General features: G+C 65.0%; 19 protein-coding genes. 3 read left to right on the forward strand and 16 right to left on the reverse strand.

Annotated features, from left to right (window positions below; genetic code table 11):
- The first annotated feature begins 41 nt into the window (after positions 1 to 41).
- Positions 42 to 1325: an IS4 family transposase gene (locus KA712_03530; protein ID MCG5052010.1), complete on the forward strand. Its 1284-nt coding sequence runs from the start codon at positions 42 to 44 to the stop codon at positions 1323 to 1325.
- A 138-nt stretch (positions 1326 to 1463) separates the two neighbouring features.
- Here KA712_03530 and KA712_03535 read toward each other — a convergent pair whose 3' ends face one another.
- The 3 genes from KA712_03535 to KA712_03545 all read right to left on the reverse strand — a co-directional run bounded on the left by KA712_03535 (position 1464) and on the right by KA712_03545 (position 4726).
- Positions 1464 to 2588: an ATP-binding protein gene (locus tag KA712_03535; GenBank protein MCG5052011.1), complete on the reverse strand. Its 1125-nt coding sequence runs from the start codon at positions 2586 to 2588 to the stop codon at positions 1464 to 1466.
- A 486-nt stretch (positions 2589 to 3074) separates the two neighbouring features.
- Positions 3075 to 3860 carry an SDR family oxidoreductase gene (locus tag KA712_03540; protein MCG5052012.1) on the reverse strand — a complete coding sequence of 262 codons (786 nt, stop codon included), beginning with the start codon at positions 3858 to 3860 and terminating at the stop codon, positions 3075 to 3077.
- Between the two features lie 104 nt (positions 3861 to 3964).
- Entirely contained in the window at positions 3965 to 4726 is a 762-nt protein-coding gene (locus tag KA712_03545; GenBank protein MCG5052013.1) for a class I SAM-dependent methyltransferase, read from the reverse strand.
- 645 nt (positions 4727 to 5371) lie between these two features.
- Between KA712_03545 and KA712_03550 the strand changes: the two genes are divergently transcribed.
- Positions 5372 to 6346 carry a hypothetical protein gene (locus tag KA712_03550; GenBank protein MCG5052014.1) on the forward strand — a complete coding sequence of 325 codons (975 nt, stop codon included), beginning with the start codon at positions 5372 to 5374 and terminating at the stop codon, positions 6344 to 6346.
- Positions 6347 to 8985: 2639 nt separating this feature from the next.
- Here KA712_03550 and KA712_03555 read toward each other — a convergent pair.
- Positions 8986 to 10167: an MFS transporter gene (locus KA712_03555; GenBank protein ID MCG5052015.1), complete on the reverse strand. Its 1182-nt coding sequence runs from the start codon at positions 10165 to 10167 to the stop codon at positions 8986 to 8988.
- 122 nt (positions 10168 to 10289) lie between these two features.
- Between KA712_03555 and KA712_03560 the strand changes: the two genes are divergently transcribed.
- Positions 10290 to 12041 carry a response regulator gene (locus tag KA712_03560; protein ID MCG5052016.1) on the forward strand — a complete coding sequence of 584 codons (1752 nt, stop codon included), beginning with the start codon at positions 10290 to 10292 and terminating at the stop codon, positions 12039 to 12041.
- A gap of 41 nt (positions 12042 to 12082) precedes the next feature.
- Here the strand turns inward: KA712_03560 and KA712_03565 are convergent, their stop codons facing one another.
- From KA712_03565 to KA712_03620, 12 genes are all read right to left on the reverse strand, one after another.
- On the reverse strand, positions 12083 to 14236 hold the full coding sequence (locus tag KA712_03565; GenBank protein MCG5052017.1) for a sigma-70 family RNA polymerase sigma factor: 2154 nt from the start codon (positions 14234 to 14236) through the stop codon (positions 12083 to 12085).
- A 118-nt stretch (positions 14237 to 14354) separates the two neighbouring features.
- The gene (locus tag KA712_03570; GenBank protein ID MCG5052018.1) at positions 14355 to 15533 is read right to left on the reverse strand and encodes a hypothetical protein; all 1179 of its coding nucleotides are present in this window, start codon (positions 15531 to 15533) and stop codon (positions 14355 to 14357) included.
- A 187-nt stretch (positions 15534 to 15720) separates the two neighbouring features.
- On the reverse strand, positions 15721 to 16521 hold the full coding sequence (locus KA712_03575) for a sterol desaturase family protein (GenBank protein ID MCG5052019.1): 801 nt from the start codon (positions 16519 to 16521) through the stop codon (positions 15721 to 15723).
- Positions 16522 to 16523: 2 nt separating this feature from the next.
- Positions 16524 to 17456, reverse strand: a complete 933-nt coding sequence (locus tag KA712_03580) for an N-acetylneuraminate synthase family protein (GenBank protein ID MCG5052020.1) — start codon at positions 17454 to 17456, stop codon at positions 16524 to 16526.
- Positions 17423 to 17956 (reverse strand): 3-deoxy-D-manno-octulosonate 8-phosphate phosphatase, encoded by a 534-nt coding sequence (locus KA712_03585; GenBank protein ID MCG5052021.1) that lies wholly within the window; start codon positions 17954 to 17956, stop codon positions 17423 to 17425. The genes KA712_03580 and KA712_03585 overlap by 34 nt, the downstream gene beginning before the upstream one ends.
- Positions 17950 to 18786: an SDR family oxidoreductase gene (locus KA712_03590; GenBank protein MCG5052022.1), complete on the reverse strand. Its 837-nt coding sequence runs from the start codon at positions 18784 to 18786 to the stop codon at positions 17950 to 17952. The genes KA712_03585 and KA712_03590 overlap by 7 nt, the downstream gene beginning before the upstream one ends.
- 2 nt (positions 18787 to 18788) lie before the next feature.
- The gene (locus KA712_03595; GenBank protein MCG5052023.1) at positions 18789 to 20165 is read right to left on the reverse strand and encodes an aminotransferase class III-fold pyridoxal phosphate-dependent enzyme; all 1377 of its coding nucleotides are present in this window, start codon (positions 20163 to 20165) and stop codon (positions 18789 to 18791) included.
- Complete coding sequence (locus KA712_03600; GenBank protein ID MCG5052024.1) at positions 20158 to 21060, reverse strand: transketolase; 903 nt, start codon at positions 21058 to 21060, stop codon at positions 20158 to 20160. Before KA712_03600 ends, KA712_03595 begins: the two co-directional genes overlap by 8 nt.
- A gap of 78 nt (positions 21061 to 21138) precedes the next feature.
- Complete coding sequence (locus tag KA712_03605) at positions 21139 to 21999, reverse strand: transketolase (GenBank protein ID MCG5052025.1); 861 nt, start codon at positions 21997 to 21999, stop codon at positions 21139 to 21141.
- A complete protein-coding gene (locus KA712_03610; protein MCG5052026.1) occupies positions 21999 to 22808 on the reverse strand; it encodes a glycosyltransferase family protein in 810 nt (269 codons plus the stop codon). The genes KA712_03605 and KA712_03610 overlap by 1 nt, the downstream gene beginning before the upstream one ends.
- On the reverse strand, positions 22805 to 23860 hold the full coding sequence (locus KA712_03615) for a hypothetical protein (GenBank protein MCG5052027.1): 1056 nt from the start codon (positions 23858 to 23860) through the stop codon (positions 22805 to 22807). Before KA712_03615 ends, KA712_03610 begins: the two co-directional genes overlap by 4 nt.
- A gap of 15 nt (positions 23861 to 23875) precedes the next feature.
- Positions 23876 to 24997, reverse strand: a complete 1122-nt coding sequence (locus tag KA712_03620; GenBank protein MCG5052028.1) for a flippase-like domain-containing protein — start codon at positions 24995 to 24997, stop codon at positions 23876 to 23878.
- Positions 24998 to 25091: the final 94 nt, after the last annotated feature.

A 25091-nucleotide genomic window follows, 5' to 3' on the forward strand; every position in this document is an offset into this window, starting at 1 on the left:
ATTCATCTTGACAAGGCCCGAGGCTGCGAGCGCCGGCCTTCATGAGCCTGCTTCGTGGACCTGGCGATCACTTTCGAGCGTTCTTCAAACTGACCAGTGGCTGTGCGGACAAGTTCGACCGGACACGGACATGGAGCGCCCGCAGCGTCTTGATGTGGCTGATGGTCCTGACGATGCCGGACCGAAAGATGAGCTATCGACGGAGCTTGCGGATCGTGGCGTACTACGGGCGCAAGGTGTTCGATTGGGCGAAGGTACCGACGTTGTCGTCCATCAGTGAAGCAAGAAAGAAGGTCTCGATCGAGACATGCCGTGGGTTGCTGCACCAGCTGGTCGAGCGGTGCGAGTCCATCATGCCGACTCCGAAAACCCCGTGGGGGAAACGTCGATTCATCGCGTTCGATGGAACGCGAGTTGTGTTGCCGCGCAGCGCGGATACAGCGAGGAAGATGGCGCGGCCGAAGCGGCCGAATGGGACGTCGGTGCACAATCCACAAGGGTTGGTGGTGATGGCTGCGGATGTGTTTCGCCGTCTTCCGTTGGATTGGTCCCTGACCGGAAAAGGCATCGGCGAGAGGACGTCCATGCAGAAGCTGGTTCACCGATTGCCGTTCAAGGCAGGCGACGTGGCCGTCATGGACAGAGGGTTTCCGAGTCGCCACCTGTTCTCAGCCTTGATTGAACATGGCGTTGACATCATTGCGAGAATGAGCGCATCGAAGGCGACGGCGTGGAAAGAGCTCAAGCCATTCTTGTCTTCAAACAAGAAGACCGCGAAAGTGACACTGACGCTTCCGGGGGCGAAAGGGAACATTGAGCTTCAGGTGCGCGTCGTCGAGCGCGACGCAAAGCCAGGCCGCCCGAGGAAAGGCACGAAGAACGAAAGGATGGTCATCGTGTCCACCTTGAGCGGAAAGGACGGATTCGATCGCAAAGACATCATCAAGCTCTACGCCTCTCGATGGGGAATCGAATCTCTCTTCAAGGAAATGAAGAGCTTCATGCAGACCGAGGACTTCCACAGCAAGAGCGTCCAAGGATGTGAACAGGAACTCATTTCCGCGATGATCTGGATAGCCCTGGCATCGTTCCTTCAAGCAGAAGCGGAGCGTACCCTTGATGGCCGACGCGTCGTTCGCGCAGACTGCCTACGAGCGGCCGGTGATCTGCTCTTTGCGATGCTTTCAGGAAAATCCATCCATGAACAGATGGACGATGACATCGCCGCCCTTCGAATGTTCGCGTACGCCCCACAACAAGACAGGCACTATCCGAGGGAGTGCAAACGTCCCTTCGGTCGCACCATCCAAAGGGGTGGTGCTTAAGTGAACAGCATTGTGGCTAGGCGATGGGGGGTGTGCCGGGGACGGGCAGACCGAGGTCGCGGGGCATGGGCGCGTCCGTTGAGTCAGGCCGCGGCGTGACGTACAATCGTCGCGGCACGAGCTTGGCTTGTCCCCGTGTCACACCAGGGTGGCGAGCAAGGTGTGGGCCGGCGCGATGCGAATGCCTTCGGGCGTCCGCAGATCTTCGGTGCCGTTGAGGCTGACCTGCCAGGCCTTCACCTGGGGAAACCGTTGCACGAAGTAACGCAGGCTTTTGTCCACCGGGCCAGAGCTCAGCTTGCACTCGACAGCCAGGATAGGTTTTCGACGCTCGGTCACGATGAAGTCGACCTCGCGCCCGTCCACATCGCGAAAGTAGCGAAGCTCGAGCTCGCGCCCTTCGATGTCGAGTTGGTGGTGCACCCATTTGAGTAGATGGCTCGCCACGAGGTTCTCGAACCGTGGACCTGGCTCGAACACCAAAGTCCAATCGAAGTGGTAGTGCTTCTGCTCTTTTTTGACGGCCCGCAGTTTCGGCGCGCCGAAAGGTGGAATTCGGAAGATGGCGTACACTCGTTCGAAGACGTCCAACCAGCGCGCAACGGTGGGGTGCGAGATTTGAAGATCCTCTCGCAAGGCGTTGATGGAAAGCGGTGAGCCCACGCGGTCGGGCAAGGCCGCCATGAGCATCTCCAGCCTGCCGAGGTCCGAGAGATTCTCCACACCCTGCAGATCGTCCCGCAGAAGACGTGATCGATATTCGAGCGACCAGCGGCGCGCGCCGCGGCCGTCGAGCTTGAGCAAGGGCTCGGGAAAGCCGCCGCGCTCGAATAGGTCCATGACAGCGCCTGGCGCCGCGCCAAGCTCCTTCACGGAGAAAGGGTGAAGACGGAGGTAGTGGTATCGCCCCTGCAACGAATCCCCTCCATAAAGGTACCAATCGAGGCGTGCGCTCCCGGTCACGAGGATGGGCGGATCTCCAAGGGTCTTGTCGTAGAGCCCCTTGAGGAAGGCGCGCCAGCCGCGGAACTTGTGCAATTCGTCGAAGACCCAAAGACTTGCGTCCGGCAGAGTTCGCGCGAGCAAGCGCGCGCGATCTTCGGGTATGTCCCAATTCAAGTACCCTTGCTTCCCTCCTGGCAGCGCGCGCGCCAGAGTGGTCTTCCCCACCTGCCGGGGGCCACCAAGAAAGACCATCTTCTCTTTCAGGTCGCTCTGCACGGAGGGCAGAAGATAACGCGTCGTGTAGGCGCCCTGGGACATCGGTGCGAGTGATTTTATCCTCACATTAAAAAACTCGCGAGTATTTTAACGTCATGATCAAAAAACTCGCGACCTCCCGATGGCCCCGGCAACACGTCCACCTCTGCCCCGCGAGGCCGAGGATGCGAGGCGAGATCTCCCCGCGACCATTCCGCGACAGATCTGTCAGGTTTCGGACCGAAGCGTGACTCACACGTGGTCGGCCCCGATGCGCGGGGACTCCAAAAACCAAGTGAACACCTAACCGGTCGAACAGCTGGCATGGCCGTTGCTGTGTCGCCCCCTCATGAAAGCTCCCAAGCACATCTTACTTTTCGGCCTCGCGGCTGCCCTTGTTGCCTGTGAGTCCGTCTCTACCTTCAAGGCGACCCTCGTCGTGCCCGCCGCCATTCAGGCCGAGTTTTCACCGACAGCGCCAGGACTGATGATCAGGGCATCTTCGTGAATCGGTTCTGAAATAGACATGCTGATTCCGGTGCAGCGGGTTCACGCTTGATTGAGAGCGGCCGCGATGCGGCGCACGATGGCGCGCGGGGACACGCGCAGGGCTTGCACCGCCAACCAGTTGAGAATGCCGTGGATTGACAAGACCTTGCCCTGCATCAAGGCCTTGTAAGCGTGAGCTGCCACGGCATCGGCCTTTGCGACTCCTGGGCGCTGAAATAGCTTCGACTTGTCGTTGCCAGCGCGGCTGGCGAATTCGGTGGCTGTGGCACCGGGGCAGTGGCAGGTGACGCTCACCCCGTGACGCTTCAGCTCGTGGGCGAGCGCCTCCGTGAGCGACAAGACGAAGGCCTTTGTCGCGTAGTACGTGGCCATGTAGGGGCCCGGCTGGAAGCCCGCCGTGGAGGCGATGTTCAGGATGCGGCCGTGGCCGCGCTCGCGCATCGGCCGCCCGAAGGCATGGGTAAGCTCGAGCAGCGTGACGCAATTGAGCTCGATCATTTCCACTTGCGACGACGCGGGCAGATCCAGCAGGGCACCCGTGCTACCGAATCCCGCATTGTTAACCAGGCACTCGATCTGCACGCCCAGACCTTGCACCCGTTCCCAAACTCGGCCCGCCGCTCCTGGCTTCGCGAGATCTTCTGCGATGACGTGTGCCTTCACCTGGAACACAGCAAGCTCTTGCGCAAGCGTTTCCAAGCGCCCGAGGCTGCGTGCCACAAGTACGAGGTCGTAGCCATCGCGGGCGAACAAACGGGCGAACTCAGCACCGAGGCCCGTTGATGCCCCGGTGATCAAAGCAACGCGTTTCGCATTCATCGTCATGTCTCTACCATACATATTCGGTGAAGAAGATCTGGGCGTCGCGCTCTGGCCGCGCGGCCGCCTCCACGACGTGCTTTCGTGGAGGCGCGGTGCCGCGGGCGCTTTCAGGCGGCTTTCCAGGCCACCAACAACAATCGACGCGAGAGCATCGTGTAGGGTCCCTCCTGGTGCCCATCGTAGGCCTCGATCCGGGCGAATCCCGCGCGCCGGAACAGCTCGTCCAATTCGCGAACGGTGTAAAGGCGAATGGTGCTGTCCCGCTCTACGCAGAGGTTCGGCCCAAGCAGCGTCCAATGGGTCGTGATGCGGCTGCTATACGGATCAAAAGCCGTCTCTTCCAGCAGCCGCAGGCCGGCTTTCTCATCGACCCAGCTCCACGACCGGGGCCGAAAAGAGTTGGGGAGTGAGTCAGCGGCGGGCGTATCGATCAGGAACCGCCCGCCCGGTTTCAGCGCGCGCGCAACCGCGGTGACGAAGAGCTCGTTGTGGGCGTCGTCGAAGTATCCGAAGCTGCCCCAGAAGCACAGCGCTGCATCGAAGGCCTCGCGCGCGTCCAGGGCTCTCATATCACCTTGCTGGTAAGTCACCGCGAGTCCGCGGGATTGCGCCTCTTTCCGCGCCTCATCCAGAACCCGTGGGTGAAAATCGATGCCCGTCACGCGATGGCCACGGGCCGCCAGTTCGTTGGCGATGCGTCCGGTGCCGCTGGGCACGTCCAAGATCTCGGACCCGGGCTGTAGCGCGAGCCGCGCTTCGATCATGGCGGCCTCGGTCTCCCGGCGGCTGGTCCAGTCCCCCGGGGATAACTGTACGTGTCCGAACAGATCCTCGTAGAACGGTTTCCACCACGTTGTCTCGTCACCCATGTTTTCGCTTCCTTTCCGTCGTCTTTGGGCACACGGCCCAAGCTGCTCCCGGAAGAGGAACCGTCCGGGGGGGCAGGCTCCTCGACCTTTCGGGAGGAGCCTGGCGCCGCCGGTTACTGGGCCTTCATCGGCCGTGTTCCGCGCGCAAGCATCCCCGCGTCTGCATGACGCTTACCCGGGGACACATGACGTACACGGAACGGAACATCGTTTCCAGAATGCAGCTCTCTGTGAGCTTCGTCAAGCGGATCGGCAACCCTCCTTCGGAGATCCTCGAGCGTCCAACCATCCAACGAAGGATTGGTAAGGTTTTGCGAGCTGCGGCCACGAATCGACATGGACTCAGACTCACGCATCAGGTTGGACATACTGGCCCTGTCTTTCTCCATGCGTGCCTTGGGCGCGTGCTCCGCCGAGGGCGCTTCGCCCGAGGGTTCGCCTGCGCCAGCCCCGGACGCAGGAGTTGACGTAGCTTCCCCTCAGGCGCCCGTAGCCCCGAGCGCTTCGCCTGGCAAGTTGGGACTCAACGAGCTCACTGTTCTGTTTCCCCTGCCAACCACGAATGCCGCCGCGCTGCTGGGACCGGCGCAGGTTGGGGGAAAGGGCGCCCTGCTCCCGCGAGGTCTTTTTGATCAGTTGATCGCAGTGGACGGCCTTCCTGAACTCTACGAACGGACACGTGTCGTGGCAGCGCGCTTCATCCCCTGCTTGCCGCCTCCTGCGGCGGCGCCGACGCTCTCAAGTGCGTGCACACCCACGATTCGACTGAGCTTCGCGGTGTTCCGGCCGGATCGAGAGGAACCGACGGCAGAAGACGTTGCCTACCACGCAACCTATGCGCTAACCGCACAGGATTTCGAAGCGGCCATTCAGGAGATTCTTGTGATGGGGGACAAGTACGGTCGACCTCCTTACGATGCGCCGCTATCCGTTCACCCCATCATGAAAGCACAGGGAGCGGATGGCGCCGTCGTTCAGGCCTTCAACGCGCTGGTTCTGAGGCACGCTGGGGGCGACAACCTGGCGGAGGTCACACTCATGACGGAGGCCGGATTTGGAGCTTCGGGAGTGCTTTGGAGCTTTGCCCACTTCCGCATTGAAGGGGGCGCGGCGGTGCAGGTAGCGATCGGTTCGATGGCAGACCCAGAGTCCGAAATGTCACAAACCGTAATCACCAACGAGGGAACAACCTCGATCATTGGTGCGCCCCTGCCTGAAACGCCCTTCGATAGGTCGTTCCAAGTTGCGACCCTGTCGTCAGCCTCTGCAGAGGAACTCGGCGCTCTTGTAAATGCGGCTCACGAGACCTTGAATCCTGACAAACATGGGTTCTCCACCCAGACCTGTGCCGCCTGCCATCTGGCCGAGCAAGCCTTGCATCTCGCCAAAACAGAGCGCGGCGTGGATGTCGAGGCATCTGCGATGAAGTACGCGAGCGCGGCGTTCCCCCTGACAAACGCCGATTCTGAAGCCTTCGCACAGCCGTTTCGTCCTCGCTTCTTCACGATGAGGCTTTTGGGCTACATGGAGCGCCGACCTGTCGTAAGCCGGCGTGTCGTCAATGAGACGGCACAGGCGGCCGCCCTCGTCAATCAAGCGTTGGCTTCGGGCGCTCCCTGATGACCCTCGAAAGACATCCATGAGAACGAGACTGCTATCGTCTTGTCGATGAAGGTATCGTTGGCATGCGTGATCTGTTTGGTTCTGGCGGGCAGCTGCCGGATGTCGGAGCATTCCAAGTCCATCGGGGACGTGAAAAGACCGTCACTGAAAGACGTCCTGAAATCCGGAAAAACGAAGATCACGCCAGAGAACAACCATTGCGACGACAGGGAGGCGTCGACCGTCGAAGAGTTGCTGCTGGGTGTCGTGGAGGCAGGGATTGACGAATCATACAACCCGTTCTCGTACGTATGCACGAAGGGGGGATGTAGATTCGGAGTCACGAATTGCGAACCAGGACAACGTGTCGACTGTGGGAGCTGGAACCTCACGTTCCAGCTCGATGCTCGAGGCCAGCCTCGGCCGGCAACCTTCGGGTGTGAGGACATCCCGTAGGCTCGGTTGACCATGATGCTGCGCTGTGCTCGGCCGACCCTCCCTTGCGGTCCGCCCCGGGGCGGGGGTCTGTAGTCGCCCACGTGTATTTGCAACAGGTTTAGCGGCACGTGTTGGCGGCACCCTGTGACATGCATTTTAACCCGGTTCGACAATTAGAGATTGTACTCGCAGACCCGCAGCAAGGTTGATCCTTCCCACCGCATGCCTCACAAGCGATCGGGTTGCGGTTGGTATATTCGCAATGCGTGCCGGATTGGGCGCACCAGTTACTCACTCCTCCCAAACCGAGACCACAGCAGACCATCCCGAGGGCTCCGCACATTCCACCGCACGCGCCGTTTTGACAGATGCCCGCCGATTCCGGGCAGAAATCCCCTTGAGCGATGCAAAGTGGGGTGATTCCTGGCTTGCTAACGCAACAGCTGCCGTCCCCACACGTGAGGCCTGAACAGCAAGGACCGCCAGCCACCCCACATTTGCGACAAATCTCTAGAGTTCGATCACAGACATCAGCGCCATCGTTACAAGTGCTGTCGCCGCAGCACGGTCCACCCCGGACCCCGCACTTACGGCAGACGGGGACGCTTGATCCAAGACATTGTGCTGCAGGATCCGTACACCGATTGCCGCCACAGCACGGTTCATTGTTGCCACCGCAACCGCAGCGTCCCGCTTGGCACTTTACCGCGCCGGTACCACTGCCGGTACAAGTCGCGCCGTCAGCCACGCATTTCGATCCGTTGCAGCATGAGCTACCGTTACAAAGTGCTCCCGGGCAACACAACTGTCCCGCACCGCCACATGCTTCGCATCGAGGGGTAGGGTCTGTCTCTCCCTTATGAGATCGACACGACATTCCCTGAGCACATACTGAACCATTGCAGCAAGTCTCCCCCGGACCACCACAAGTCTTACATGTTCCATCAAAGCAGCCTGCGCCAGGCTGGCATGAAGTGCCCCCGCAGCAAGGTTGCCCGTCGCCTCCGCACGCTCCGCACTTGCCGGACGCGCATGTGCCCGCATTGGCACCGCACGAATCACCACTGCGCACGCAAGCTTGGGCAACACAACAGCCCCCTGACGAGCAAGTCGAATTCGCACAGCAGAGCTGGCCTGTGCCTCCACAAGTTTCACAGACGTTCAGCGAACTGCAGCTCAAACCCGCGCCCGCACACAAACGCTTTGGTCCGCAGCAAGGTTGACCCGCTCCGCCGCATGCGACACAGGTCTTGGACGGTCCGCAGACTACCCCCGGTGCGCTACAAAATCGGTTCGGTCCCTCGCCGCAACAAGGGAGATTCGCCCCTCCACACGCCCCGCAAATGCCATCGCTACAGATGGCCGCTACCTGGATGCATTGATCGCCAGAGCTAATGCATGTTCCGGCCGAACAACATCCGCCGGAATCACAGCCCGTAAGGCTACAGCAGGCTTGCCCAGCCTTTCCGCACTGGGATTCGATAAGCAAGCCGCCGTCGGCGTTGTTGGATTCAGCTGGCGCATCTGTTCCGCCGCCTCCGCCGCTGCCGCCTCCGCCGCTGCCGCCTCCGCCTGTTCCGACTGAAAAGCCAGCATCTTCATCGACCCACGCTGCGTCGCTATCCAGAGGGGGCGCGGAAACATCACCGTGGCCGCAGGCTGTGCAAGCTTGCAACGCAGTAATGGCACAGATGTGAACGATTATGTTGATGCGTGGCATTGGGGGGCTCCTGGGTTAACCGCCTCGTCCGACTGCCCCAAAACGTGGCGGCATCGGGCGGGGCGCTTCTGCAGTCGAAGTACTCCCGTCCTTCATGGACCATGAGGGGACTGGCAGATCCTGGCTTCGGCTTCTCCTTTTCCTTCGGCGCGCACAGCGCCTCGAAGTAAGCGGCGCTATCAGTCCTCACCCGCCAGGTCGTGGGGGCCCGGCTGACCAAAACCACAGGGAATCATCGCGACAAAAACGAGCATCGGCTTGAATTTCGGGGCTACCATATCCCTAGGACGGACCGCGCCTGGCGATCCGGCCAGAAATCGTCGATCCGATGGTGGTCATGCTGCTCCGATGCAGCTCTGGACAACCTCGATAGACTCTACGCGCGCCAGCAATTCAAAGTCGTCTTCCACAAGCCCACCATGCGGGCTTTGCAGCAAAGGCTGTGCCTCCTGCCTGCACGGCCATCGCCGGTGGGCCCCGCCGGGACGTTGAACGTCGTTCACGCGGCGGCCGGGGCGGGCCGGTCAAGGCGGCGGGAGGCCAGGGAGGCCGCCCACATCACCGGTGCACCCAGCGCCAGCAGGCCCTCGAGCGCCGTGGCCTCTGTGGTCACCGCGGCGGCCACGCCTGCCAGGCTCGAGCCCATCAAGAACCCCAGCGCCCCGAAGGCGTGCACGAGCCCCATGCCGCGGAGCCGCTCGGCTTCGCTGCCTTCGCTCACTTGCATGAGGGCGCCCGAGAACACCGCGGCGGCGCCCAGACCCACGGCCACGGCCCACACCACCGCGCCGCTGCCGAAAAAGGGGTGAAGCAGTCCGGATGCGAGAAGGGCGGACGACAAGATCACCACGCCCAGCTGCACCACCCGCGCAGCTCCCAGGCGATCGGCCAGCCGACGCGCAAGTGGGATGCCCGCCACGGACGTCAGCATGAGGCTGCCCAGCAGGGACGCCGCCTGTCGGGGCGAAGGGGCCGAAAGCGGCACCAGCACGGTCAGCAGACCCATGGCCAAACGCTCGGCAGCAACGACCAGCGCCGGCGCCCACGACGCCCCCGACGGAAAGCCGGACGGTGCAGGGGTCAGCCCTTGCCCCCTCGCCGAGGGCACCTTCATCGACGTGAGCAGTGCCACCGCAGCCAGCCCGGCCGCAAGCGAGAAGCAGCGCGTGGGGCTTCCGTCGTGAACGAAAACCCCGCCGAGCCCCAGGCCCGCAGCGACCCCCAGCACCAACACCGCGCCAAGACCCGCCGTGTGTTTGCGACGAAGGGCCGCTGCGCCGTGCACGCTGGCCATCAACGCCGAGACCGCCGCCACGTGGCAGATGCCTTCCAAAAGCCGCAGCCCCACGAGGGTCGCGCCCGAAGAGGCCTGCGTCATGGCGAGATTCAGAAGTAGGCTGCCTGCAAGTGCGACGCGTACGAGCCCGCGGCGGTCGTTACGGAACAGGTGCCCCTGGTCCCGCCGCAAGACCCAAGCCGCCAGAATGCCCCCAGCCACGTGGGCCACCACGAAACCGCTCGGGCCTGCAAACGAAGGCATGTGTGCGGCGAGTGGCTTGAGCGAGGGGATGGCCGTGCCCGTCGACGCGGCGGCCAGCCCCAGCGTGAGGGCGGTGGCTGCAAAGGCAGGCGGGTGGGGCGGGCTTGCGGGGGCAAGCCGCGGCGCAGAGGGTGCTGTCATCGGGGAATGGGGCTCTCGCAGGCACATCGACGGAACCCCGCCCAAGCTCGAGGGCCGCGAAAGCAGAGCGCCCCTCAGGCCGCGCCTGCCTTCCAGGACAAACCCGCTATGCTTTTCAAGTCATGGTGGTTACGGAGAGCCTGCAGGGCTCACAAGGGGGTGGGGGCAGAAGGCCGTCTTTGTCGGCGCGGCTCTTGGGCTTTGCGCGCAATCTGCAGAGCGCCACGACGTTTGGGCAGCTGCTCGACGTGGTGCAACGTGAGCTGTGGGAAGCCCTGGGCTACGAACACGCGTGGATGTTCGTGAGCGACCGGGAGCCCGTGCAAACGCTGCGGCTCTTGGCGGCCACGGGCGCCAACACCCAGGACGTCTGGGAGCATGCGCCGGTGCTCACGGTTGCGGGGGATGCGATGCTGGAGGAAATGCTCAGCACCGATCACCCGCAGGTGATCGAAGATGCGCGCACCGACGCGCGCACGCAAAAGCCGGGTGGCCGCGCGCTCGACAGCCGCACGATCGTGAACGTGCCGCTGCGCCTCCTGGACAAGCCCTTCGGGGCGTTGGGCACGGGCACGTTTGGCGAGGAAGGACCCCGGGTGCCGGGCCCCGAGCAGCTGGATCATCTGATCGGCATGGCCGGCCAGATCTCCGTGGCCGCCAGCCGCATCTTGTACGTGGATGGCCTGGCGCGCGCCGCACGGGAGAAGCAAGAGCTCGAGCGGCGTCTGATGCAAGCGCAGCGCTTGGAAAGCGTGGGCATGCTGGCGGGCGGCATCGCTCACGACTTCAACAACCTGCTGACCGTGGTGCTGTCCAGCGCCTCTTTGGCGAAGATGAAGATGGAGCCGGACGTCATGCCCGAGGTGGAGTCGGTGCTGGCGGCCGCAGAGCGGGGGCGAGGGCTGACGCGTCAGCTTCTGGCCATGAGCCACACGCAAAGGCTCTCCCTGGCGCCGATCGACCTCAACTCGCGCCTGACACAGCTCTTGGAGCTGCTCAAGCGGGTGTTGCCGGAGAGCATCGCTCTCGACTTCGTGCGGGCCGAGCGCCTGCCCCTCGTGGAAGGTGACGAGTCGCAGCTGGATCAGGTGTTCATGAACCTCTGCGTGAACGCACGGGACGCGATGCCCGAGGGCGGGCGCCTCAGGCTCGAGACGGAGGCGGTCGTCATCAACGGCCGCTACGCGCGCATTCATCCCTGGGCCAAAGCAGGGCGCTTTGTGCTCGTGACGGTCTGCGATTCGGGCGTGGGCATGGCCCCCGAGGTGGTGGAGCGGGTGTTCGAGCCGTTTTTTAGCACGAAGAAGGAGCGCGCGGGCACCGGCCTGGGGCTGGCTGTGGCTTACGGCATCGTTCGCCAGCACGGCGGCATGATCCAGTGCGCGAGCACCCTCGGCGCGGGGACCACGTTCAAGGTGTATCTGCCCACCCTCGAGCGGCCCGTGAGCTGGGTGAAGGCTGAAGCGAAAAAAGCGGTACCCATGGGGGGCGAGCGGGTGTTGGTGGCGGAAGATGATGCGGCCGTGCGCGACGTGGCGGTGCGCATCCTCGAATCGGGGGGCTACCGGGTGGTGGCCACCGAAAGCGGCGAAGCGGCGTGTGCCGCCGCGGCCATCGAGCCCTTCGACATGGTGCTCCTGGACGTGGTGATGCCCGGGCTCACCTGCGCGGAGACCATCGAGCGCTTGAGGACCCTGCGCCCCGAGCTGCGTTTCCTTCTGGCGAGCGGCTACACCGCAGAGACCAACGTGGTGGCGCTGCTGCGCGACGACGTGCATGCGTTCCTGCGCAAGCCCTACGACCCTGAAGGTCTTCTGCGTGCGGTCAGGCGCGTGTTGGATGGCCCCGCGCACGCCCGCCTGCCACCCTCCTGACGAGAGGAGCCTGCCCTCCTGCGGGGCGCAAACGAAGGTGGTCAGAGCGCCGGGATGCGTGCCGTCCGCAGCGCGGTGTCTCGTTCGTCACGCGAGAGGGGTAGGCCGGTTCCTGCCGCTGCGAGCGGCCACAGGCGGTTTCTTTCGATGCGGTTCGTGGGGCAGGGGCTGATCTCGTTGGCCACGCGGGGATCCCCCGACATCTCGATGTGGGTGGCCTCTTCCGTGGCCGCCACGATGACGTTGTCGTGCACATGGTTGTTGGCGGTGTCCTGGCAGGTATCGAAGCTTGCGGGCACGACCTCGCTGCGCAAGGGCCCGACCAAAACGCCCGCGGCATGATGGGCGAAGACGTTATCGACGATTTCGATGTTACGGGACGACGTGATGAACACGGCGGGTTCGGGCGGTAGCGCAACGGCGCCGTTCGACCAAGCCTGATTGGCACGCAGAAGCCCTCCGTTGGTTTTCAGGAAGGTGAATGCCGCGCCCGTGTTGTCGTGGAGGCGGTTGCCGAGGCCAAGCAGGCGATGGCCTTTCACGCTGAAGATGCCCATGCCGCCATTGTGGTGGATGTGGTTGTTTTCCAGTCGGGCGTCGGGATGCAGGACGAGGGCGATGCCTCCCGATGTCCATCCACGGGGCTTGCGGGCGAGTCTCGCGTGATGAAGCTCGTTGCCCAGCACGTAGGCGCCGAAGCCCGGCTCGAGGCGCAAGGCTTCGCGGCCGCAGGAGAAGACCTGGTTGTGCTCGAAGCGATGATGCTCACCCGCCAGGCTCACGCAGGCGCCCGCGGCGTCGGAGAGCTGGCTGTTCCTGATCGTGACCCGCTTCGAGGGATTGATGACGGCCAGCGCGTAGAGCGGGCTGGCAGCGTGCCGCATGCGCAGGCCGTCGATGAGCACGTCGTGGGCCGCCACGCTCAACCAGCCGAGGCGCGTGGTGACCTCGATCCGATGTCCCTGCGGATCGGCGCCGAGAATGACCCGCCGCTCGTCGTCGAGCGCGAACTGACCTGGTCCGGGGGGGCTGTCGCTGCCCACCCGTTCCAGGGCTTGCCCATCGCGGAAGACCTGCTCGGGCCCAACGCACACGCCCGTGCGGTGGGTGACCACGCATGCGCGGTCTTCGTCGGGGAACGGGGGCACCGTGGCGGCGCTGACGAAGCGGCCCTCCCGGGGCGTAAAGCGCGTCCAGATGTCGCTGCCGCGGATCTCCGCGCCTTCTGCTCCCAGGAGATCGAGGGGCTTCGTGACGATGAGTTTTTCGCGGTAGAGGCAGCCGGCCTGCAGCTTCAAGGTCGCGCCCGCAGGAGCGGCGTCGATGCGGGCTTGCAGGGGGGCGCAGCGTTCGTCGGGGGCGCGTGCCGGGTCGTCTAAGGGGGAGGACGAGGCAGGGCGTTCCGCGCTTGCCTCTGCGAGAGCCTCGTCGGAGGGCAGGGGATCGAGGAACGAGGGCAGCAGGGCGCCCCTGCGGGCAGGAGCCTCCGGCGCGCTGGCCTCGGCGCCGCCGGGAAACCGGGCGGGCAAGAGGTGCACCAGGGCAAGCAGGGCGGCCACCGTGCCGAAGAGCGGCAGCCAGCTGCCTTGCGAAGACGCGGTACCTGCGGCGGTTGCGGTGCGCGCGCGCCGCGGCCACAGGGTCGTGGGCACGAGCGCGCGGAACACCGTGCGGAGCCAGGCGGTGGTGTCGCTCTGCCCGCGCCGGGCCAGCTGTTGACGCAGCCGATCGAGCGCCAACTGGTTGCGCTTGCGCACGGTGGCTGGAGGCAAGCCCAGCCTTCCCGCGATCTCTTGCGGTTCGAGGCCTTCGTAGTACCGCAGCAGAAGGGTGCTTCGGTAGGGCTCTGACAGGCGATCCACTTCCTGAAGCAAAGCCGCCGCCGCCGAGGCGCGGTCCGCGAGCAGGTCAGGGGCGGGCTCTGCCGCGGGGGGCGACACCAGGGACTCGCGTCGTTCTCGCCGCACGTCCGTGCGCACGGCCATCCGATACAGGTTGCGCACCACACCGGCAAGATAGGCGCGCATATCGAGCGGCGGCGATACGGCCGGGGGCGGCCGCCGCAGCACGGCCAAGAAGGCGTCTTGGACGAGGTCCTCCGCTGCCTCGGCGTTGCGGGTCAGGTCCGTCGCCAGCTTCTTGAGCCAGCGTTGGTGCTGTTGCAGGTCCTCGAGGCAGAGCCGGTCGTACTTCATGTCGGGCCTCGCCGAGCGGGCGCCTGTCGCTGGACGCCGTCAAACGAAAGGGGGCTCCTATCGTAGCACTCCTTGAGTACGGGCAGGCAAGTGCCCGTGAAGTGGTGTGCGCCGGGACTCAGCCGCGGAGGGCCACGGCTTCCGGGGCGAGGCGCCGCTTCTGCCAGGCCACCGGTAAATGCGGGGTCAGCGGCACTTCCACCTGCCCGGGCCAGGTTTGAAAGCGCCGGGCGGCGTTCCAGTCGCGGTGGCGGCCAGGGTGGCTGGGCGGGTGGTCGAGGCCCAGGGTCGAAAAGGTGGGCAGGTTGCCCGCGACGTGGCGCTGGCCCAAAAAGAGTGGCCAGCGCATCCACCACAGTTCGGGGTGGTGGGAGGCCGTGACCCGGTCGGGTTCGGGCAGCATGACCAAACGGAACGCTTCGGGTGCCAAAAAGCGGCGGGGCGATCCAATCTTCTCCGAGGGAGAGAACCAGCGGTACTCCGTTCCCACACGACCGTAGCGGCCTGGCCAGGGGTAACTGCCGCCGCTTTGCGGCCGCTCGCAATGCCAGAGGTTCCACAGATCGCCTCGGCCGCCCACGAACACCACGGGATGGGCTTCGCGGGGGTCGGGCCCGCCGAGCTGAATCAGGCGCTCGGGCTCGTGGATCCACTCGTGAAAGTAATAAAGGTGAGACACGGGGGCGAACGCGTCCGCGTCATCGAGCGTGTGTGCGCCGCGCAGCACCACCACGATGTGCTCCCAATCGCCTTCGTGAACGTTGACCCAATCGTTGAAGGGATAAAAGAACCAGTACTGCAGGGCCAGCAAACCTTGCTTGCGGTTCAGCCAGAAACCGTGAACGTGCTGCGTGGGGGGATAGGCCGCCGTTGCGGGTTCGTCGTTCTTCTGGATCGCGCGCCAGCGCCCGCGCCACGACAGAGGGGCTTGTCCCTGTCCGCTGCCAGGCACGTCGACGTAGTAGCGGGTGCCATCGTCGGGTGGGGGCGCATGGAAGCGCTTGGGGTCGCGAAGCTCGGCGGCCGTGAGCACGACGCGGCTTTGGCCGTTCCGCGCGCGCGCCACCATGGCGCTGCCATCGTGCCAGGCGTACGAGACATCCACGGGCCAGATGTCGGGATTGGCAAGCGCCATCGCGGGCGCATGGCGGCGCGCCAGGTGCACGAGTGCGTGGGAGTCTTCTTCGTCGGGTGAGAGGGGCGTGGGTGCCCAAAGCTGCGACAAGAGAAGGGAGCCAGGTGCCGCCCTGCCGGCGTCGATCTGGCTGGTGAGTCCCAAACCGGCGATCGCGCGCAAGAGGGTCCGACGGGATGAGCGGGAGGAGGGGCGCCGCAAGAGCATTTCGTTCTGAGAATCTTCGGTGGTTGATGCAACGACTAAATGCAGATCCAGCGAAAAATCCGCTCAAAATCGCTACACCCAAGCCGCACACGTGCACCGTTTGGAAACGGTCGAGCAACGGAACGTAACGAGAGTCCTCGCGCTATGAAGCTTTGCGCAGGCTCGAACGCGGTGACAAGGGGCGAGAGAAGGGGCGAAACGCGAAGACGAACTGCGCCAGGTAGCCGGGAGGTACGTCGTAACCGTACATCCCGTAGGCGGCGGGCTTGTGGCGCGGCAAATAAGCCGTGCCGAAGAGCCAGTCCCACAGCGCCAGCTTGGTTGCGTAGTTCAGGTGGCCGTCTTCGACCTCCTTGGCGTGATGCCACCGATGCATCTCGGGGCCGTTCAGCACGAACTGCAACCAACCGGCCCGCACGTTGATGTTGCTGTGGATGTACATGCCCCACACCGCGTCCAGCGTGCCCTTCATCAGCGCAACGTCGGGATGAGCGCCCAGGAGCACGATCGGCGCGAACTCGATGGTCTGGTTCACCAAGATCTCGAGGGCGTGAGAGCGCGAGCCCGAGAGCCAGTCGACGTCGGTTGTGCTGTGGTGCGCCTCGTGAAGGCGCCAGAGCACGGGCACCCGGTGCTGTAGGCGGTGAAAAACGTAGATGTAGAGATCGTGCGTGACGAAGAAGAACAGAAATTGCAGCCCCACGGGCCAGTCGGTCACGACGTGCCAGCGGGACATACCGCTTGCGTCATCGATCCAGAGGATCAACTGGTTGATGACGAGCCCCAGCACGTAGCTCTGCGCGAAGGTGTAGAGCAAGAGGTCGCTCCAGAACTCGGGGCGAAACAGCCTCTGACGGGGCTCGTAGGGCAAAAGCCGCTCGAGCCCGATCAGCACCAGCGCCGCGACGACGATGAGCAGCGGGGAAAGGAGCGTCCAGGACATGCTCAGTTTGCGCCCGCCTCGGTGCCGCTCGGGACCCGGCGCAGCTTGCGGCGCATGGCCAGCTCGGCTTCGTACACGCGCTTGACGCCATCGCCCATCGAGCGCTCGATGTCCCTGATGTTCGACACCAGGCGCATGAGGCCGCCGATCTCCACGGAGGCGGCTTGGTCGGTGCCCCACATCGCCCGATCGAGGGTGATGTGCCGTTCCACGAAGGTGGCGCCCATCGACACCGCGGCCCACGTGGGAGCCAGCCCCGTCTCATGTCCCGAGTAGCCGATGGGAATGTCCGCAAAGCGTGTCTTCAAGGTCTCGATCATGCGGAGGTTCAGGGCCTCGACCGGGCAGGGGTATGCCGACGTGGAGTGGGCGATGAGGAGGTTTTCAGGGTCGAGCACCGCCACGGCGTCTTCGATCTCCTTCATGGTCGACATGCCCGTGGAGATGATGAGGGGGTGACCCGTGCTCTGCATCTTCACGAGCAGTGCGTGATCCGTGAGAGAGGCCGATGCCGCCTTGTAGCAAGGCGGAGAGAAGGTCTCGATGAAGTCCACCGAGGGCTCGTCCCAGCACGACGCGAACCAGGAGATGCCGCGCTCGCGGCAGTGCCGATCGATCTGGGTGTATTCGTCCATCCCGAACTCGATGCGGCGGCGGTACGCGATGTACGTCATGCGGCCCCAGGGCGTGTCGCGCTCGAGCTCCCATTGATCGCGCGGCACACACAGTTCCGGGGTGCGTTTTTGGAACTTCACGGCGTCGGCGCCGGCCAGCACGGCGCCGTCGATGAGGCGCTTGGCCAGCGCCAGGTCGCCGTTGTGATTGATCCCGATCTCGGCGATCACGTAGACAGGCATGTTGTCACCAACAGACCGATCACCCAGCTTCAATACCCTCGTGGTCATACGGACGCTCCTTTGAGGCTCAATATCCATTCAGAAAACTCGCGAAAAGCACCCTGTCCGCCCAGCGCCTGGGTCACCAGGTGAACGGCGGGCTTGAGCGGCGCGGCGGCATCCGCGGGTGCTGCCGTCAGGCCGTGTTTGGCCACTTCCTGAAGAAGGGGCAGATCGTTGAGATCGTCGCCGATGTAAGCGACGCCGTCGGCGGTGGCCTCGAGTTCGTCGAGGATGACCGGCAGCAGGTGCAGCTTGTCCTTGACCCCCGAAAAGAGCCTGACCTCGAGCTTTGCGGCCCGGAGCTCGACGAGGGGCGAGGCCTCGCGCGTGACGATCGCGCTGGCGAGTCCCGCCTGGCGCAGGCGCTCCACGCCGAGCCCGTCACGCCGGTTGAAGCGCAAGAGCGCCTCGCCGCCGGGGCCATAGTAAACGCCGCCGTCGGTCAGCACCCCATCGCAATCGGTCAGCACCACCGTGATGCGTGCGGCTCGCGCGCGGAGCTCGGCGGGGGTCAGCAACGTGGCGGGGCTCACCATGCCGTCCAGCCTCCGTCCACGGAAAGCACGGCGCCGGTCACGTACGAAGCCGCATCACTTGCGAGGAATACGGCGGCTCCGGCGATCTCATCGGGCTCTGCCATGCGGCCAAGCGGCGTTCTCGTAGCGTAACGTTCGACGAAATGGGATGCCTGGCCCTGGGCCACGCCGCCCGGACAGATGACGTTTGCGCGCACGCCGCGCGAGGCCCAATAGGTGGCCACGAAGCGGGTCAGCATCACCACGCCCCCCTTGCTGGCGGCGTAACCGGCCGATTTGAAGAACGCCTGGGTCCCGTCGGGCCGCTCATAGAGCCGTTGATCGGGCGCCACCAGGCCGTAGGTCGAGCCGATGTTGACGATGCTGCCGCGGCCTCGCCGGGCCATTTCGGCCCCCAGGATCTGGCAGGTGAGGAAGCTGCCCGTGAGGTTGACGTCGAGCTGGGATTGCCAGAGTGCCAGGGGATAGGACTCAAAGCGCGATTGCTCGGCCGCCGCGCCTTCGTCGAAGCGGTCGTTGATCGCGGCGCTGTTCACCAAGATATCGATGCCGTCGAAGGCGTTGAGCGTGCGCACGCGCAGCGCTTCGATCGAGCGGCCTTCGGCCACGTCGAGCCCTGCGCCCACGACGTCAGCCCCCGTGGCTTCGACCAAGGCCGCCGCGAAGGTGCGGGCTTGCTCTTCGTCGAGATCGGCGGCTACCACGCGGGCGCCCGCTCCGGCGAGAGCCGCACAAAACCGCTGACCCAGAAGGCCGCAGGCGCCGGTGACGATCGCCACGCGGCCGTCGAGGGAAAAACGCGCGTTTTCGGGATAGACCTGTCTTGCCATCCTCACTCCTTCGCGGACAAGCCTGAGGGGCTCTTGGGTTTGGTGTGAAAACCGCTGGTTTTCCGGAACACGGGTGCCACTGGTTCGCCATGAAGCGCCTGATCGAGGGCCTTGTGGGCGAGCGCGGTCCGCAGCACGGTGAGCGCCTGGGCGTAGGCTTCGAGCAGCTGATCCAGCTGGGCTTCCGTGTGCGCCGCGCTGAGGTTGTGAAAGCCACTCCACAAGATGCCGTGCCGAATCAGCTCTTGCTGGACGAGGGACTTCATCACCAGGGGGGGCGCTCCCTCGGCGAGGCCGGTGCTGGCGAAACTCACCAGCGTGCGGGCGCCGAAGCCCGTGCAGCGGGTAAACGGAAGGTCGAGCGCGTCGGCCAGGGCGTTGTAGCGCTCGGCCAGCTGCTTGCCGAGGCGGTCGAGCCGGCTGGGTACATCCTCGCGGGTCAGCACCGACAAGGTCGCCTGCGCGGCTGCCAGGGAGAGCGCCTCACCGCCGAACGTGGTGAAGAAGAACACGTCGCGGTGGAGCAGGTCCATGACCTCGGCGCGTCCCGTGAGCACGGAGAGTGGCATGCCGTTCGCCACGGCCTTCGAGAAGCAGGCGAGGTCGGCCGTCACGCCAAAGCGTGCCTGAGCGCCGCCGGTGGAAAGCCGGAAGCCCGTCCACATCTCGTCGAAGATGAGCAGCGCGCCCGCACGGTCACAGAGCGTCCGTAGGCCTTCCAAAAATCCCGGCTTGGGCGCCTCGAACACGGTGGCCTCCAGGATCACGCAGGCCGTGTCTGCGTCGAGCCCCTCGGCCACGCTATCCAGATCGTTGTACGCGAAGGTGTGGGTGAGCGCGCCCACCGCTTCGGGGATGCCCGCGTTCCGGTCCGTGGTGGCGATGTACCAGTCGTGCCAGCCGTGGTAGCCGCAGCAGAGCACCTTGCTGCGGCCCGTATACGCGCGGGCCAAACGAACGGCCGCGGTCGTGACGTCGCAGCCCGTCTTCGAGAACCGCACGCGCTCGGCGCCGGGGACCAAAGCCGCGATCTGCTCCGCCACCTCCACCTCCAGGGGATGCATCAGCGAAAAGGTGATCCCCGAAGCCAGCTGGGCCTTGATGGCGTCGTCGACGGCCTTGTGCGCATAGCCCAGCACCAAGGGTCCCACGCCCATGGTGAAGTCCACGTAGCTGTTGCCGTCCGCGTCCCAGACGCGCGCGCCTTCGCCGCGCACCAGGTACTTCGGTGCCACGCCGTCAACGTGTTGGCTCGGCCCCTTGGCAAGGGTTTGCGTGCCGGCGGGAATGAGCCGGGTGGCCCGCTCCCACAGCGCGTTCGAGCGTGCGATGACAGGCAGCGAGGGTTCGGTGGGAAACAGGGGGTGTCGATCAGCCATGGATGCTTCCTGAAAAGGGCTCCGCCGGCGCGCGGCCGGGGGAGGCGTGAACACGGCCGAGGGCGTGCTGGATGCGCGCAGCGATCCAGGGCGCAGAGAGTCCCTCGACCTCCAAGACGTCTTTGAGCAGGGCGGGGCGGAACCAGCGGCCCTCGAGCGCGATGGGCAGCACGCGCGCGGATTCACCGTGCAGCAGCAGGTGCTCGGACAGGATCGAGAACAAGCCGCCCGTGAGGAAGTGATCCTCTAGCGTCACCACCAGCCGGCATTGACGGCGGGCGTCTTCGACCTCGGCGGTATCGAGCGGGACGAGCGTGCGCAAGTTCACCACGCGGGTCGTGACCCCCTGGGCTTCGAGCAGGTTGGCCGTGTCCAGCGCTTCGCCCACGAGCAGCCCGTACGTGAGGATCGCCACGTCTTCGCCGTCCCGCAGGCGCTCGGCCCGCCCGAGCTCGAAGGGCTCGTGGTGCTTCACGCGCGCGGGAAGCGCCGTGTGCCGCACGTAGCAGGGTAGGGGACTGCCCACGATGTGAGGAAGAGCCAGGGCAAGCTCGGACTCGTCCGCGGGGCAGACGATCTGCATGCCCGGGATCCCCCGCATGAGGGCGATGTCCTCGATGGCCTGATGGGTGGGGCCGTTGGCCTCCGAGAGCAGCCCGGCCACGCCCCCCACGAGTTTCACGGGAAGTCCGGCGATGCCCACGTCGGTGCGAATGAACTCGAACGCGCGCATCGTCAGGAAGGCGGCCAGCGCGTGCACCACGGGTATCCGTCCCCGGAGCGCGAGGCCGGCGGCGGCGCCGACCATCGTTTGCTCGCAGATCCCCACGTCGATGAAGCGTTTGCCGATGCGCGCTGGTAGGTTGCGGATTGCGGCGCGGTTCTCCGCGGTCATCACGATCACGCGGTCGTCGGCCAGGGCGAGATCGGTGAGGATGTCTTCGTAGCTCGGCACAGGGCTCCTTTGGGGCTTTCAGCGAACGATGAGAGGGGCGGACGTGAGGTGTGCCGGGGCGTGTCCGGCAAGCTCGTCACGCAGCATGGCCACCTCTTCGTCGCGCAGGCGCACGAACCAGCGGTCGGCACGGTTCTCGAGGCTCGGCAGGCCCTTGCCGCGCACGGTATGGGCGATCACCACCTGGGGGCGTCCCGTGGGTATGAGGTTCGTGAAGGTGCGCTCGAGATCGTCGAAGTCATGCCCATCCACCTCGCGCACGCTGCACCCGAAAGCCTGAAACTTGGCCGCGAGGGGCTCGAGCGGGATCAGGGCCTCGGTGGCTTCATTGGCTTGAAACCCATTGCGATCGACCACGGCCACCAGGTTGTCGAGCCCGTGCGCGGCGGCCACCAGGAGGCCCTCCCAGATGCTGCCCTCGTTGAGTTCGCCATCGCCCAAGATCACGAAAACCCGGTTCGACGTGCCCCGGAGCTTCATGTCGAGCGCCACGCCGATGCCCACGGAGAGCAAGTGACCGAGCGAGCCTGAATGAAACTCGATGCCCGGGATGCTCCGGTTCGGATGCCAGTACACGTGATCGGTGGGGTCGAGGTGACGCGCGAGCCGCTCCCGCTCGATGAGGCCCAGCTCGGCGAAGGTGCCGTAAAGAGCAGGCACATCGTGGCCCTTCGAGAGCAGAAGGTAGTCCCGCCCGGGATCCGTGAGGTTCTGCGGGTCGAGCGCAAGCACACGGCTATAAAGGTGAACCAGCAGGTCGGCACACGAGAGCGAGGCGCCAATGAAGCATCCACCGCCGCCCGCCATGCCGATGATGTGCTCGCGCACGCGCAGGGCGGTGGCCTGAAGATGGGCCTTGTCGTACGTCAGAGATCTCATCAGTCGTCCTCGAAGAGCACGGTCTGGCGCCGGCTCACCGTGCGTAGATCGGTCAAGTGATTGCGGTACCAGTTGACGCCGGCGAGGTGGGCGTTGATGCGGAACACCTCGGGGTTGTGGGCCACGTGCCGCAGGATGCTGGCCAGCGAAAAGGGCGTCGCGTCGGGCTTGTAGAGGGCCTCGTAGATCGCGCGAATGAAGTCGTAGTCTTCGGGGTAATCGATCGTGAACCTGTGGGTCATCGAGTAGTCGAGTCCCGTTTCCCAGGCGACGTTGCCGACGCGGTAGCGCTCGGGCTGGTCCCAGACGAAGGGGGTCGTGTGCTCGCGCTCGTGCGGGCGCTTGGCCTCGGCGTGGGCCTCTTCGAGCACCGCCATGGGCAAAACCTCGACGTCGTTACCGTCGGGATAGGTGGCGGGGTGTAGGTTCGAAACGAAGTCGAAGCGATCGTGGTTCGACAAAAAGTGGGACACGACCCGATCGATGATGCGGGGATCGATGAGCGGGCAGTCGGAGGGAATCTTCACGACCACCTCGGCCTCGTGCACCCGCCCCGCTTGCACGTGCCGATCGAGAAGATCCGTCGGGTGTCCCGAAATACAAGGAACCCCAAGCACGCGCGCCAGCTCCCGGATGGGCTCGTCCTTCGCCTCGAAGGTGGTGGCCACCACCACCTGCTGCAGCGTCGTTGCGGCGCGCACCCGCTCGAGCATGCGCGCCAGGAGCGGCGCGCCCATGAGGGGCTTGAGCACTTTGCCCGGAAAGCGTGAGGAGCCCACCCGGGCCTGAACCACGGCCACGACCCTCATGCTGACAGCTCCAGGTTGGCGGTTGCCAGGCCGCTCTGCCACGGCTCGCGGGCCGGGGCTTCGTCCATCACCGTGCGACAGACCTGCGCGATGAGCTTCGCCGCACTTCGGTTCTGAACCGGAAGCAGCCGCGCGAGCTCTTCGGGGCGGTAGTGGCTGTGCACCTCTTTGCCCAAAGCCAGGCCCACGAAGGCGAGCGTGGAGTACTGGCAGACGAGCACCGCGCAGTTGGCCACCATCTGCTCTGCCGAGCCCGTCGTGTAGACCCGGGCGTGAGGGGCCATGTGCGCGATCTCGCGCTGGGCCCGCTCCCAGTCCTCGTTGGGGTGGAGCTTGAAGATGAGGGGGCGCCCCGCAGCAATGGCAAGGGCCCGTTCCAAAAAGCGCTTGCGGCTATCGAGCTTCAACGTCTCGCGGGCGTCCGACGTGCACACGAGCACGTAGTCGCGGTGCGGAAAGTCGTTGGCGTGGTACTCGGCGCAGTCGTCGAAGTTCGGGATGCCGGTGACCACCATCTTGTCGGGATCGGCGCCTCGCCGGGCGAAGAGGTCCTTGTAGCCTTGGCTTGCCACACAGAAACGGTCGTAAGCGTTCGACGTGCCCGTCCAGGTGGTTCCCGCCGCCCACCGCGGCACGAAGGGAAACACGCGGCGCGCCCAGTACCAGAAGTTTTCGGGATCGGTGATCCCCTCCTGCACGGCCACCAGGCGCGAGCGCCTCGCGTTGCGCGGCACGATCACGTCGGAGCAGGTGACCGTGAGATCGTAGGCGTGCGTGCGGCCTTCGTAGTCCACGGACAGTCCGGCGCGCCTGCAGTAGCGAAGGGCTTCTTTGCGACGGCGCCACCCCAAGATCGTGAACTCGAGCATGCCGGCCTTGCGGAACCACTCGAGCAGGCCGTCACAGTAGTAGGGCGAGTAGTGCGCCTCCCAGTCCGGAAGCTCCTGCGCGATCTTGTGCATCTGGCGCGTTTGGTTGAGGGAGCCACAGATGAACAACACGCGGGGCCGGTGCTGCATGCGCCGTCCGGTGGGGGCAGAAGTTGAAGCCACGAAGTCATCCATCGGTCACCTTCTTTTCACGAAGTGAAGCGCCGCGGCCGCGACGATCCAGAAAACTTCTTTCGAACGTTTTGTGAACGCGAGCGCCGTCGCCGCGCCCGGGGCGCCAGGAACACCCAGAAGCTCGAGGAGCACGAACGAGCCCATCTCCTGGGCGCCGAGTCCGGCAGGGAGAAAGAAGGCCGCCGCGCGAATCGTCGAAACGAGAGACTCCAGGAGAAGGGCGCTCGAGAAGGAGAGGGACACACCCAAAAGCCGCAGGATGACGTAGGTCTCGAGAGCCTCCATCAGCCACTGGCCGAGCGTGAACACCAGGCCGAACCCACAGGTGGTGTTGCCGCCCACGCCGAAGAAGCGAGAGAAGCTTCCCGCCGTGGCGTCGAACATGTGGGCCTTGTCACTGAGCCAACGCCGAAAGCGCGGTACCGGGACCCGCGTGAGCGCACCGTGCACGAGGCGCAGGGCCAACCCGCCCCTCAGGGTGTGCAGCAGCCACATGCCCGCCAGCAGGAGGCCTGCGCCGAGCAGAGGCACGGAGCGCCACACCCAATGCGCGGGCCCGGTCAAGGTGGCAGCCGTTTCGCTCCAGGTGGTGTAGGCCAAGGCGAACGCGAGCAGGATGTAAAGGCCCTCGGCCTGCACGATGAAGGCCTTCGTCAACGCCACGCTGGCCGTGCCTTCGGCGTAGGGAACGCCCAGGCGATGGCGCAGCCAGTAGGGCTTGCAGGTTTCTGCCAGCACAGGGCCTCCCGGCACGGCGACGACGACGGCCTCGGCCGCCACACGCAAGCGCAGCAGAGGAAAAAAGCGCGTGACGTAGCCGAGCTGGAACAAGGTGACTTGCCACGCCGCCGTGGCGCACACCATCGAACCCGCGAAGGGCAAAAGCACGAGAGGCCAGGCGTACCCGATGTTGCCAAGCCGGGTGAGTGCGGTGGACCAGTCGCCGCGCGCCGCCAGGATCACGACGGCCGCTACGGCCACGCCCGCCATCAGCCAGCGCCAGGCCCGAATACGCGTGGCGGGAGCCGCAGGAGCGAGGGCGTCGGCTTCTAGCGATGCGGAATCATCCGCGCGGGAGGCGAGCGCGGTCTCGGGGCCGAGAGGCTGAAGGGTTGAAAGGGTCACGCGGTCAATGAGTAGGGAAGAGAGGAAGCCACGGAGCCCCATGCCGGCTGCCGCTGCGCCAGCCAAGGTGTCACGGGCATGCGCTCGCTCCGGT

The sequence above is a fragment of the Myxococcales bacterium genome (assembly GCA_022184915.1).
Lineage (GTDB): Bacteria > Myxococcota_A > Polyangia > Fen-1088 > Fen-1088 > JAGTJU01.

What these genes read in the sequence shown, in the direction of transcription:
- KA712_03530 (MCG5052010.1), top strand. Translation starts at nt 42, where the DNA reads ATGAGCCTGCTTCGTGGACCTGGCGATCACTTTCGAGCGTTCTTCAAA.
- KA712_03535 (MCG5052011.1), bottom strand. Translation starts at nt 2,588, where the DNA reads ATGTCCCAGGGCGCCTACACGACGCGTTATCTTCTGCCCTCCGTGCAG.
- KA712_03540 (MCG5052012.1), bottom strand. Translation starts at nt 3,860, where the DNA reads ATGACGATGAATGCGAAACGCGTTGCTTTGATCACCGGGGCATCAACG.
- KA712_03545 (MCG5052013.1), bottom strand. Translation starts at nt 4,726, where the DNA reads ATGGGTGACGAGACAACGTGGTGGAAACCGTTCTACGAGGATCTGTTC.
- KA712_03555 (MCG5052015.1), bottom strand. Translation starts at nt 10,167, where the DNA reads ATGACAGCACCCTCTGCGCCGCGGCTTGCCCCCGCAAGCCCGCCCCAC.
- KA712_03560 (MCG5052016.1), top strand. Translation starts at nt 10,290, where the DNA reads ATGGTGGTTACGGAGAGCCTGCAGGGCTCACAAGGGGGTGGGGGCAGA.
- KA712_03565 (MCG5052017.1), bottom strand. Translation starts at nt 14,236, where the DNA reads ATGAAGTACGACCGGCTCTGCCTCGAGGACCTGCAACAGCACCAACGC.
- KA712_03575 (MCG5052019.1), bottom strand. Translation starts at nt 16,521, where the DNA reads ATGTCCTGGACGCTCCTTTCCCCGCTGCTCATCGTCGTCGCGGCGCTG.
- KA712_03580 (MCG5052020.1), bottom strand. Translation starts at nt 17,456, where the DNA reads ATGGATATTGAGCCTCAAAGGAGCGTCCGTATGACCACGAGGGTATTG.
- KA712_03585 (MCG5052021.1), bottom strand. Translation starts at nt 17,956, where the DNA reads ATGGTGAGCCCCGCCACGTTGCTGACCCCCGCCGAGCTCCGCGCGCGA.
- KA712_03590 (MCG5052022.1), bottom strand. Translation starts at nt 18,786, where the DNA reads ATGGCAAGACAGGTCTATCCCGAAAACGCGCGTTTTTCCCTCGACGGC.
- KA712_03595 (MCG5052023.1), bottom strand. Translation starts at nt 20,165, where the DNA reads ATGGCTGATCGACACCCCCTGTTTCCCACCGAACCCTCGCTGCCTGTC.
- KA712_03600 (MCG5052024.1), bottom strand. Translation starts at nt 21,060, where the DNA reads ATGACCGCGGAGAACCGCGCCGCAATCCGCAACCTACCAGCGCGCATC.
- KA712_03605 (MCG5052025.1), bottom strand. Translation starts at nt 21,999, where the DNA reads ATGAGATCTCTGACGTACGACAAGGCCCATCTTCAGGCCACCGCCCTG.
- KA712_03610 (MCG5052026.1), bottom strand. Translation starts at nt 22,808, where the DNA reads ATGAGGGTCGTGGCCGTGGTTCAGGCCCGGGTGGGCTCCTCACGCTTT.